The organism is Pelomonas baiyunensis (assembly GCF_043555935.1).
Classification (GTDB): domain Bacteria; phylum Pseudomonadota; class Gammaproteobacteria; order Burkholderiales; family Burkholderiaceae_C; genus Pelomonas; species Pelomonas baiyunensis.
On record NZ_JBIGIB010000004.1, the window covers coordinates 1 to 10,301 of the forward strand.

10 protein-coding genes are annotated in these 10,301 nt (G+C 70.6%); 5 read left to right on the forward strand and 5 right to left on the reverse strand.

Annotated elements, in window-relative coordinates; all coding sequences use genetic code 11:
• Positions 1 to 175: 175 nt before the first annotated feature.
• Positions 176 to 745, reverse strand: a complete 570-nt coding sequence (locus tag ACG01O_RS14220; RefSeq protein WP_394385657.1) for a 5-formyltetrahydrofolate cyclo-ligase — start codon at positions 743 to 745, stop codon at positions 176 to 178.
• Between the two features lie 26 nt (positions 746 to 771).
• Between ACG01O_RS14220 and ACG01O_RS14225 the strand changes: the two genes are divergently transcribed.
• On the forward strand, positions 772 to 1,230 hold the full coding sequence (locus tag ACG01O_RS14225) for a TfoX/Sxy family protein (RefSeq protein WP_394385658.1): 459 nt from the start codon (positions 772 to 774) through the stop codon (positions 1,228 to 1,230).
• Here the strand turns inward: ACG01O_RS14225 and ACG01O_RS14230 are convergent.
• The gene (locus tag ACG01O_RS14230; protein ID WP_394385659.1) at positions 1,177 to 1,476 is read right to left on the reverse strand and encodes a DUF2917 domain-containing protein; all 300 of its coding nucleotides are present in this window, start codon (positions 1,474 to 1,476) and stop codon (positions 1,177 to 1,179) included. The two genes, ACG01O_RS14225 and ACG01O_RS14230, sit on opposite strands and share 54 nt — an antisense overlap.
• Positions 1,477 to 1,566: 90 nt before the next feature.
• On the opposite strand from ACG01O_RS14230, the gene ACG01O_RS14235 reads away from it, so the two are divergent.
• Positions 1,567 to 2,514 carry a LysR substrate-binding domain-containing protein gene (locus tag ACG01O_RS14235; RefSeq protein WP_394385660.1) on the forward strand — a complete coding sequence of 316 codons (948 nt, stop codon included), beginning with the start codon at positions 1,567 to 1,569 and terminating at the stop codon, positions 2,512 to 2,514.
• A 3-nt stretch (positions 2,515 to 2,517) separates the two neighbouring features.
• Here the strand turns inward: ACG01O_RS14235 and ACG01O_RS14240 are convergent, their stop codons facing one another.
• Both ACG01O_RS14240 and ACG01O_RS14245 read right to left on the reverse strand, forming a co-directional pair.
• Positions 2,518 to 4,203: a cation:proton antiporter domain-containing protein gene (locus ACG01O_RS14240; RefSeq protein WP_394385661.1), complete on the reverse strand. Its 1,686-nt coding sequence runs from the start codon at positions 4,201 to 4,203 to the stop codon at positions 2,518 to 2,520.
• A gap of 14 nt (positions 4,204 to 4,217) precedes the next feature.
• Positions 4,218 to 4,763, reverse strand: a complete 546-nt coding sequence (locus ACG01O_RS14245) for a 5-formyltetrahydrofolate cyclo-ligase (protein WP_394385662.1) — start codon at positions 4,761 to 4,763, stop codon at positions 4,218 to 4,220.
• Positions 4,764 to 4,785: 22 nt separating this feature from the next.
• Between ACG01O_RS14245 and ACG01O_RS14250 the strand changes: the two genes are divergently transcribed.
• The 3 genes from ACG01O_RS14250 (at position 4,786) to ACG01O_RS14260 (ending at position 8,527) form a co-directional block, all read left to right on the forward strand.
• A complete protein-coding gene (locus ACG01O_RS14250; protein ID WP_394385663.1) occupies positions 4,786 to 6,813 on the forward strand; it encodes a lytic transglycosylase domain-containing protein in 2,028 nt (675 codons plus the stop codon).
• Complete coding sequence (locus ACG01O_RS14255) at positions 6,810 to 7,763, forward strand: complex I NDUFA9 subunit family protein (protein ID WP_394385664.1); 954 nt, start codon at positions 6,810 to 6,812, stop codon at positions 7,761 to 7,763. Before ACG01O_RS14250 ends, ACG01O_RS14255 begins: the two co-directional genes overlap by 4 nt.
• An 83-nt stretch (positions 7,764 to 7,846) precedes the next feature.
• Complete coding sequence (locus ACG01O_RS14260) at positions 7,847 to 8,527, forward strand: glutathione S-transferase family protein (protein ID WP_394385665.1); 681 nt, start codon at positions 7,847 to 7,849, stop codon at positions 8,525 to 8,527.
• Positions 8,528 to 9,198: 671 nt separating this feature from the next.
• Here the strand turns inward: ACG01O_RS14260 and ACG01O_RS14265 are convergent.
• Entirely contained in the window at positions 9,199 to 10,299 is a 1,101-nt protein-coding gene (locus tag ACG01O_RS14265) for an S-(hydroxymethyl)glutathione dehydrogenase/class III alcohol dehydrogenase (protein WP_394386342.1), read from the reverse strand.
• Positions 10,300 to 10,301 lie beyond the last annotated feature (2 nt).

Consider the following 10,301-nt stretch of genomic DNA (forward strand, 5'->3'; position numbering starts at 1 on the left):
CCTACGTGAGCCTCTGTTGGACACTTGAGAACGCGTTACCCATGTCCTGGCACGGGTGTTACCCATGTCTCCGGTCTAAACAGCCCGGCAGAAGAAAGTTACCCGCCCGCCGGGGCGGACTCCCGGCTCGGTGCACCGAACGGAAAAGGCTCCAGGCAAAAACGCCCAACAGCCATCACCCCTCCCGATCCCAAACCACCCCCTCCTCCGTCAACATCGCATCCAACGCCACATCCAGCGCACTGGGTTTGAGCAACGGCAAAAAGCCATGCGCATAGCCAATGCCCACCGCCGCAGGACGGGGCTGCATCTCAGACAGGGTCTTGTCCATGAACCCGCCGCCGTACCCGAGCCGCAGGCCGCAGGGCCCAAAGCCCAGGCAGGGCACCAGCATCAGCTGCGGGCGGAACTCCTCGGTGCCCTTGGGCTTGGGGATGTGGAAGGCGTCTTCCTCCATCGGGCAGCCGGGGTACCAGACGTGAAAGCGCAGCGTGCGGTGTTCTTTGTCCACCACGGGCAGGCCGATGCGGCGTTCCGGGTGGTCTTCGCTCCAGCGGTACAGCGCGGGCAGCGGGTCGAACTCGCCCTTGATGGGCCAGTACGCGCCGATGGTGGTTTCCTTGCGCCGCAGCAGCCACACCCGCAGCACCTCCTGCAGGTCGGCCGCCAGCGCCAGTCGGTTGGGCAAGGCCAGGCGTTGGGCAATCAGCTTGTGCCGGATCACGGCGCGGTCGTTCGCATCCATGACCGTGCAGCTTACAGTGGCCCGCCATGGCCGATCCCTTCACCGAACTCTGCGTCGAGATGCTCTCGCCCCTGGGGCCCGTGCGGGTGCGCCGCATGTTCGGCGGGCAGGGCATTTACGTGGACGAGCTGTTCATGGCGCTCATCGTGCAGAACCAGCTCTACCTCAAGGCCGACGACACCACGCGTGAGCGCTTCGTGGCCGCCGGCTGCGAGCCCTTCAGCTACAGCACAGCCACCGGCGAACGCCAGGTGATGAGCTACTACCGCCCGCCGGAAGACGCGCTCGAATCGCCCCCGTTGATGCTGCCGTGGGCGCGGCTGGCGCTGGAGGCCGCACTGCGGGCGACCAATGCCAAGGCGGGCAAGCCTGCCGCAAAGAAGGTCGCCAGGAAGGCGACCAAGAAGGCCACACAGACAGCCGCCAAGAAATCAGCGCCCGCCCAGCCGTCGGCCGCCAAAAAGGCCGCGCCCCGCCGGGGCTGAGGCGGGCGGCACCAGCAGCTCGAACTCCGCGGCCGGCCAGCCTTCCAGCACTGCCGCCTGGCCCGGTGCCAGCGCCACGGCTTCGCCCGCTTCCAGCCAGCAGTCCTGCGCCGGCGCATCGGCCGTGCCAGCCAGCGTGAGCCACACCCGGCCCCGCGCCACCGCCAGGCGCCGGGCCTCGGCCGCGCCCGCCAGGGTCAGGGCCCGGCCACGGGTCAGGTGCCATACCGATTGCGCATCACTCATGACGACTCTCCTGCGTTGATGCCATGAATTCTGCGAAGCGGAGCCACCACCGTCCAATGACTCCGCCGCACGGATTGATACCATTCCTTCATGAATCAACCGCTGCGCCAACGCCCGTTGTCCATCGGCCCGCTGCGGGCCTTCGAGGCCGTGGCGCGGCTGCTGTCTTTCCGCGCGGCGGCGGAGGAGCTGAGCCTCACGCAGTCGGCCATCAGCCGCCAGATTCAGGCGTTAGAGGAAGAAATCGGCTGCGTGCTGTTCCTGCGCGGCACGCGCAAGGTGGAGCTGTCGGGCGACGGCGCCATGCTGCTGCCCACCGCCGTGGCCGTGCTCTCGCGCCTGGACCAGACCGTGCGCCAGATCCGCCGCGCCCGCGGCCGGCGGGTGGTGAACGTCAGCACGTTTGCGTCGTTCGCATCGCTGTGGCTCATCCCGCGGCTGGAAGCCTTCCAGCGCGCGCATGAAGACATCGACATCCGCGTCTCCGCCTACGACCGCAAGGTGGACCTGGACGACGGCGAAAGCGACCTCGCCCTGCGCTACGACGACGCGCCCTCGGTGCCGGCCGGTGCCGAGCAGCTGTTCGAGGAGATCCTGTCGCCCTGCGTCAGCCCCTGGTACCTCAAGAAGCCCCCCGCGCCGCTCAAGCGCCCGGCCGACCTGTCGGGCCACGCGCTGGCCGAGGAAGACGACCCCCGCCCCAGTGCCGAGTACCTGAGCTGGCGCCGCTGGCTGACCGAGCTGGGCCAGCCCGACCTGCAGCCGCGCCGCTGGCTGTATCTCAACTTCACCTACCAGCAGGTGCAGGCCGCCCTCACCGGCCAGGGCGTGGCGCTGGCCCGGCTGCCACTGGTGCACGAGCACCTGGAACGCGGCGAACTGGTGGAACCCTTCGGCCAGGCCGGCCGCCTGGGCAGCCCCTTCAGCTACTGGCTCATCACCGGCCCCAACGCCGCGCGGCGGCCCGAGGTGCAGCAGTTTGCCGACTGGGTGCGCGCGCAGGCGGCGGTGACGCGGGGGCAGTTGGCCGGGGTGTGAGCCTCAATGCCCGGCCGAGGTGGCCGGGGCGGGTTCGCCCACCACCCTCGCCAACGCCTCCGCCAGCGCCCGCTGTGACCGCAGCACATGACTCACGCCGGCCTCGGCCAGCCATTGCTCTTCTTCGTCGGTGTGCGCCAGCACGGCGCAACGCAGTGCGGGGTTGAGCTGGCGGGCCGGCGCCAGCAGGGCGGGCACGCCGCGCACGTCGGCCAGCGCCACCACCAGCCAGGCGGCATGGGTGATGTGGGCTTGGATCAGCGTCGCGGCCTCGGCGGCGTCGCCCAGCACGGCGGCTTGGCCGCTGGCACGCAAGTGCTCCACCACATCGCGGTCGCGGTCGATGACCACCACGGGCCGCTCGCCCAAGAGGCCATGCAGGGCTGTGCCCAGCGTGCCATGGCCCACCAGCACGATCTGGCCGGCGAGCGCCGTGCGGGGGGTGTTGGCGGGCAGTTCAGCCAGTGGGTCGTCGCGCGCTTCCAGCTGGCGGGCCCAGGCGGAGCGCTTCAGCACCCAGCGGCGCAGCGGCTCCACGCCCGAGAACAGCAGCGGGTTGAGCGCGATGGACACGATGGCACCCGCCACCACCAGGCTGGTGGCCTCGGCCGGCACCAGGCCCAGGCTTTGCCCCAGGCCCAGCAGGATGAAGCTGAACTCGCCGATCTGCGCCAGGCTCACGGCCACGGTGAGCGCCGTGGAGAGCGGGTACTTCAGCAGCAGAACCAGCGCCCCGGCGGCCAGCGTCTTGCCCACCAGAATGACCGCCACCGTGGCCAGCACCGCCAGCGGCTGCTGCAGCAAGATGCGCGGGTCGAACAGCATGCCCACGGCCACGAAGAACAGCACGGCGAAGGCGTCGCGCAGCGGCAGGCTCTCGTGCGCCGCGCGCTCGCTGAAGGCGGATTCCCGCAGCACCAGGCCGGCGAAGAAGGCGCCCAGCGCGACGCTCACGCCGAACAGCGCGGCCGCGCCCACGGCCAAGCCAATGGCAGCCGCCACGGTGGCCAGCGTGAACAGCTCGCGCGAGCCGGTGCGGTTGACCTGCCACAGCAACCAGGGCAGCAAGCGGCGCCCGGCAATCAACATCACGGCCACGAAGGCGGCCACCGCCAGCAGCGTGGTGACGATGGTGACGGCCAGGTTGCCGCCACTGCCTTCGCCCTTGCCGCCCAGCACGGGCAGCAGCACCAGCGCCAGCACCATGGCCAGGTCTTCCACCACCAGCCAGCCGACGGCGATTCGGCCGTTGCCGGTGTGCAGCAACTCGCGTGACTCCAGCGCCCGCAGCAGCACCACCGTGCTGGCCACCGACAGCGCCAGGCCAAATACCAGCGACGCGGCCACGTCCCAGCCCCACCAGAAGTGGGCCAGCCCCGCGCCCATGGCGGTGGCCGCGGCCATTTGCACCAGCGCACCGGGCAGCGCAATGCCCTTCACCGACACCAGATCGGCCACCGAGAAGTGCAGGCCCACGCCGAACATCAGCAGCATCACCCCCACCTCGGACAACTGCTGCGCCAGGTGCACATCGCCCACAAAGCCCGGCGTGTACGGCCCGATCAGCACGCCGGCCATCAGGTAGCCCACCAGGGCCGGCAGGCGCGCCCACTGGGCCAGCAGGCCCAGCACGAGCGCCAGGCCGAAGGCGGCAGCCAGCGTGGAGATCAGGGTCATGCCGTCGTGCATCGTGCGGGGGGCTTTCAGTCAGGGGCGATCACGTCGCGTTCGGTCAGGATGAGGGTCAAGGGCTGGTCGTGCGCCTCGACGGGGAAGTCCACCTCGCCGCCGCTCCAGGCCAGGCCCACGGTCGTGACCCCGGGGTTAGCCGCCAGAAAACGGTCGAAGTAGCCCCCACCATAGCCCAGCCGAAAGCCCTGCCGGCTGAAGCCCACACAGGGCACCAGCACCACGTCCGGCACGGCCACGGCGCCGCTGGCGGTGGGGATGCCGCATTCGTCTTGTGCCGTGGGTTCGCGGCCGTCCCAGCGGCGGAACTGCATCTGCGCGGGCTCGCGCCGCGCGAATGGCAAAGCCCGCGCCCAGGGCAGCGCCCCTGGGTTAAATTCGCCCGCAAGAGGCCAGTAAACCCCGAGCAGTTCCGGTTCCAGCTGGGCCAGCACCTCGCGCAATGACGCGTCCAGCGCGGCTTGTGCGGCCGCAAAGGCCGGCGTGGCCGCAAAGGCGCGGCGGGCGGTGATCAGTTCCCGGCGCAAGGCGGCGCGGTCAGCAGGCACGGGGTGGGTCATGGCAAACGGAGCGGTGGTGCGTATGAAGTGGGCGATTTTCAAGGTCTTGGGGCGCAGCGTGGCGGCAACTGCCGGCGCGGCGCTGATGCTGGCTGCGAGCCAGGCCCAGGCCCAGACTCCCGCCCCGGCTGCAGCCGCCGCCGCCGCCACCGCCACCGACCTGACCGTGCAGGCCCGCGAGGCCTGGGTCAAGCGAGACCGCAAGCGCCTGGCCGCGTTGGTGGAGGCCGCGCGCACCCAAGGCCACCCGCTGGCCGGCTGGGTGGAGTACTTCGAGCTGAACGCCCGTTTGAGCGAAGTGCGCCAGCCCGAGATGGACGCCTTCTACGCCCGCCACCCCGGCAGTTACGTGGAAGACCGCCTGCGCAACGACTGGCTGCTGGAACTGGGCCGCCGCCGGGACTGGGCCAACTTCCGGCGCGATCACGCCAACTACCAGATGCGCGACGACCGCGAGGTGGCCTGCTACGCCCTGCTGGCCGAGCCGGGCAAGGTGGCCGTGGAGGCCGCTCGCGCAGCGTGGTTCGCGCAGAAAGACGGCGACGACGGCTGCCAGCAACTGGCCGCCGCGATGGTGGACGCCGGCGCCTTCAAGCCCGAGCTGCTGTGGGCCAAGGCCCGCATCGCCACCGAGCAGGCCCGCCCCCGCGCCGCCCGCCAGGCCGTGGCCCTGCTGGGCCAAAAGGCGCTGGACCAAAAGCTCGCCGAGCTGCAAGACAACGCCGGCCGCTACCTCACCCGCAAGGCCCGCAGCGCGCCGCGCTTCGATGCCGAACTGACCGGCCTGGCCCTGGCCCGCGTGGCCGCGACCGACCCTGACCAGGCCGCCGACCTGCTGCGCGACAAGTGGCGCGGCCTGCCCGCTGAGGTGCAGGCCTGGCTGTGGGTGCAGATCGGCCGCCAGCAGGCCCTGCGCCTGCAAGACACGGCGCTGGCCAGCTTCGAGCGGGCCGACAAGCTCGCCCCCGACCTGCCCTGGACGGACGACGCCCTCGCCTGGGCCGCCCGCGCCGCCCTGCGCGCCAAGAACCCGGCCGTGGCGCTGCGCGCGATCGACCGCATGAGCGCCAACGAGCAGCGCGAACCCGCCTGGGCCTACTGGAAGGCCCGCGCCATTCGCCAGCAAGGCGACACGGCAGGTGCCCGCACGCAGCTCACCGCCCTGGCCGCGCAACCGCTGACCTACTTCGGCCGCCTGGCTGCCGAAGACCTGGGCCAACCCACACCGCTGCCCCCGGCGCCTGCGCCGCTCACGGCCGACGAGCGCCGCGCCGCCCGCAGCCACGCGGGCCTCACGCGGGCGCTGCAGCTCATCGACCTGGGGCTGCGCAACGAAGGCGTGCGGGAGTGGAACTTCTCGCTGCGCGGCATGAACGACCGCGCCCTGCTGGCCGCCGCGCAGGAGGCCTGCGACCGCGAGGTGTGGGACCGCTGCATCAACACCAGCGAGCGCACCCGCAACGAGGTGGACATCGCCCAGCGCTACCCCCTGCCCCACCGGGCCGAGTTACAACGCGAGGCCCAGGCCGCCGGGCTCGATGCGGCCTACGTGTACGGGCTGATCCGCCAGGAATCGCGCTTCGTGCTGGATGCGCGCTCGCACGTGGGCGCCGCCGGCCTGATGCAGGTGATGCCCGCCACCGCCAAGTGGACGGCCAAGAAGGTGGGGCTGGACTACAGCGCCGAGCGCATGCACGACCGCGACTTCAACCTGCGCATCGGCACCCAGTACCTGAAGCTGGTGCTGGACCGCTTTGACGGCGCGCAGGCCCTGGCCGCCGCGGCCTACAACGCCGGCCCCAGCCGCCCGGCCCGCTGGCGCGACGGCCCGGTGCTGGACGCGGCCATCTGGGCCGAGAACATTCCCTTCAACGAAACCCGCGACTACGTGCGCAAGGTGCTGCTGGGCGGCGCCGTGTACGCGCAGGTGCTGGGCCTGCCCGCCACCCGGCTGCGCGAGCGGCTGGGGGCCAGCGTGGGGCCGGCGGGCGCCAGCGCGGCGGATGTCAGCGATGTGCCGCCCGCGGCGGCAGGAGACGGCAAGTCATGACGCGATCGATTCTGGTGCTGGGCGGCAGCGGCTTTGTGGGCCGCGCGCTGTGCGAGCAACTCACGCGCGAACTGGGCGCGGGCGTGCGCATCACCGTGCCCACGCGGCGCTTGCGGCAGGCGCAAACCGTGCAAAGCCTGCCCGGCGTGACCGTGGTGCAGGCCGACGTGTTCCAGGACCTGCCGCGCCTGGCCGCCGGGCACGACACGGTGGTGAACCTGATCGCCATCCTGCAAGGCAGCGCGGCCGCGTTCGAGCGCGCGCATGTGGAGCTGCCGCGGCGCATCACCGCTGGCCTGCATGCCGCGGGCGTAAAACGCTTGGTGCACGTGAGCGCGCTGGGCGTCAGCCCGCAGGCGCCGTCGCACTACCTGCGCAGCAAGGCGGCTGGCGAGGCCGTGCTGCAACTGGCGGCCCAAACCCAGGGGCTGGACCTGACCGTGGTGCGCCCCTCGCTGGTGTTCGGCGCGGGGGACCGCAGCGTGAACCTGTTTGCCGCGCTGCAACGCCTGGCCCCGGTGATGCCGCTGGCCGGCGCTGGCGCCCTGCTGCAGCCGGTGTGGGTGCAAGACCTGGCCCGCGCGCTGGTGGCCGTGCTGTGCCGCCCCGAGACCGTGGGCCAGACCTTCGAGGTGGCCGGCCCGCGCGCGCTGACGCTGGGCGCGCTGGTGCAACTGGCTGGCCGCGTGGCGGGCTGCCCGCGCCCCGTGCTGCCGCTACCCGGCCCGCTGGCCACGCTGCAGGCGCTGGCCATGGAGTGCCTGCCCGGCGAGCCGCTGCTGTCGCGCGACAACCTGGCCTCGCTGACCGTGCCCAACGTGCCCAGCGGCAGCTTGCCCGGCCTGGCGGCGCTGGGCATTCAGCCCGCCGCGCTGGAAGCGGTGTTGCCCACCTACCTGGCGCCGGGCAGCGGCGTGGCGCGGCTGGACGCCTGGCGCGCCCGGCACTGAGGACGCATCAATCCGTTGCGGATTGATCAACCCGCCGAAGCCCCCGGCTGCGTAAGCTGGCGCATCCCTCACGAAAGCGCCCCATGAAGCTCTACATCGGCAACAAGAACTACTCCTCCTGGTCCATGCGCAGCGGCGTGCTGCTGGCGGCCTTCGGCATTCCGTTCGAGGAGGTGAAGCTGCGGTTCGACTTCTCGCCCGACTCGGCCTGGACGCGCGAGATCGCCCGCATCAGCCCCACCAAGCAGGTGCCGGTGCTGGTGGAGGACGACGGCTTCACGGTGTGGGAAACGCCCGCCATTGCGGAGTACGTGGCCGAGCGCTTTCCCGAGCACGCGATCTGGCCGCGCGAGCCCCAGGCCCGCGCCCGCGCCCGCAGCCTGTGCGCCGAGATGCACGCCGGCTTCGGCCGACTGCGCACGCTGTGCCCGATGAACATCGAGGCCTTCTTCCCCGAGGTGGGCGCCAAGCTCTGGGCCGAAGACGCCGGCCTGCGCGCCAACGTGGCCCGGCTCGAAGCCGCCTGGGCCGACGCCCTGGCCCGAAGCGGCGGCCCCTTCCTGTTCGGCGCGTTCTCGGCGGCCGACGCCTACTTTGCGCCGGTGGCGGTGCGTCTGAGCCGCTTCAGCCTGCCGGTCTCAGACACGGCCGCGGCGTACCGCGATGCGCTGTTGGCGCATCCGGCGGTGGAGGATTGGATTGCGGACGCGCTGCGGGAGCAGGACTTTGTGCCGGAGGATGAGCCGTATCGGACGGGGCGCTGAGGGGCTTTGGCGGCGAGCCGCTGTTGGGGGCTTTTGCCAAGAGCCTTTTGGGTTCGGTGCACCGTGCCGGGAGTCCCGCCCGGCGGCGGGGTAACTTTCTTCTGCTGCGCCAGAAGAAAGTCACCAAAGAAGAGGCGCTGAACCGCACACGGCCACTGGCCGGCGACGGACATCGCGCGAGAACAGCCATCCGGCTGCGAGCACGAAGCGAGCCGCTTCGCTCTCGCTGCTGTCCTTGTCACCAGCCCGAACGATCCACCGTCGGTGCGCCTAACGTCGGCTGAACGCCGAACTCACGAGTGCAAGACAAGCGCCGCCGGCGGCGCGTCGAGGCGGTGGCTGCATTTGCTGATGAGCCCGGCGTGCAGCCGGCGTTGAACGTGGAGAAGGTGCGAGGACTGACGGTCGGCACAAGTGGGCGGCGAGAGCGCAGCGGCTCGCTTCTACGCACCAGCCGAGCGACTGTTCTCGCGCGCGAGCTTCACCCGGGGCCGGATGGCGTGCGGTTAGCGCTTCTCTTTTGGTGACTTTTCTCTGGCAAGACAGAGAAAAGTTACTCGCCCGCCGGGGCGAACTCCCGGCTCGGTGCCTCGAACGGCAAAGGCTCTCAGCAAAAGCCCCCAACAACCACCAACCGCCCACAAAAAACGGGGCCGCAGCCCCGTTTCCCGTCAGAACTCCACCACCGACCGAATCGACTCCCCCCGCCGCATCAACTCGAACCCCTCGTTGATCTGCTCCAGCTTCAGCTTGTGCGTGATCAGCTCGTCGATGTTGACCTTGCCCTCCATGTACCAGTCCACGATCTTGGGCACATCGGTGCGGCCGCGGGCGCCGCCGAAGGCGGAGCCTTCCCATTTGCGGCCGGTCACGAGCTGGAAGGGCCGCGTCGAGATCTCGGCCCCGGCCGGTGCCACGCCGATGATGATGCTGCGGCCCCAGCCCTTGTGCGTGCACTCCAGCGCCTGACGCATCAACTGCACGTTGCCCACGCACTCGAAGGAGTAGTCGGCGCCGCCATCGGTCATCTGCACCAGGTGGTCCACCACGTTGGGCACGTCCTTGGGGTTCACGAAATCGGTCATGCCGAAGCGCCGTGCCATGGCCTCGCGCGCCGGGTTGATGTCCACGCCGATGATGCGGCCCGCGCCCACCATCTTGGCGCCCTGGATCACGTTCAGCCCGATGCCGCCCAGGCCGAACACCACCACCGTGGCGCCCGCCTCCACCTTGGCCGTGAACAGCACCGCGCCCACACCCGTGGTCACGCCGCAGCCGATGTAGCAGACCTTGTCGAACGGCGCGTCCGGGCGGATCTTGGCCAGCGCAATGCCGGGCACCACGATGTGGTTGGAGAAGGTGCTGGTGCCCATGTAGTGAAAGATGGGCTCGCCGTTCAGGCTGAAGCGCGAGGTGCCGTTGGGCATCAGGCCCTTGCCCTGCGTGGCGCGAATCGCCTGGCAGAGGTTGGTCTTGCGGCTGAGGCAGAACTTGCACTCGCGGCACTCCGGCGTGTAGAGCGGAATCACGTGGTCGCCCTTCTTCAGCCAAGGCACCTTGCTCTCCAGCACCACGCCGGCGCCTTCATGGCCCAGCACGGCGGGGAAGATGCCTTCGGGGTCGGCCCCCGACAGCGTGTATTCGTCGGTGTGGCAGATGCCGGTGGCCTTGACCTCCACCAGCACCTCGCCGTCTTTCGGGCCCTCCAGGTCAAGGGTTTCGATGGTCAGCGGCGCGCCGGCCTTCCAGGCCACGGCGGCGCGGGTTTGAATGC

Bases quoted from the DNA above. Each gene is read 5' to 3' on its own strand.
- ACG01O_RS14255 (WP_394385664.1), top strand. From the start codon at position 6,810: ATGACGCGATCGATTCTGGTGCTGGGCGGCAGCGGCTTTGTGGGCCGC.
- ACG01O_RS14220 (WP_394385657.1), bottom strand. From the start codon at position 745: ATGGATGCGAACGACCGCGCCGTGATCCGGCACAAGCTGATTGCCCAA.
- ACG01O_RS14230 (WP_394385659.1), bottom strand. From the start codon at position 1,476: ATGAGTGATGCGCAATCGGTATGGCACCTGACCCGTGGCCGGGCCCTG.
- ACG01O_RS14260 (WP_394385665.1), top strand. From the start codon at position 7,847: ATGAAGCTCTACATCGGCAACAAGAACTACTCCTCCTGGTCCATGCGC.
- ACG01O_RS14245 (WP_394385662.1), bottom strand. From the start codon at position 4,763: ATGACCCACCCCGTGCCTGCTGACCGCGCCGCCTTGCGCCGGGAACTG.
- ACG01O_RS14225 (WP_394385658.1), top strand. From the start codon at position 772: ATGGCCGATCCCTTCACCGAACTCTGCGTCGAGATGCTCTCGCCCCTG.
- ACG01O_RS14235 (WP_394385660.1), top strand. From the start codon at position 1,567: ATGAATCAACCGCTGCGCCAACGCCCGTTGTCCATCGGCCCGCTGCGG.
- ACG01O_RS14250 (WP_394385663.1), top strand. From the start codon at position 4,786: ATGAAGTGGGCGATTTTCAAGGTCTTGGGGCGCAGCGTGGCGGCAACT.
- ACG01O_RS14240 (WP_394385661.1), bottom strand. From the start codon at position 4,203: ATGCACGACGGCATGACCCTGATCTCCACGCTGGCTGCCGCCTTCGGC.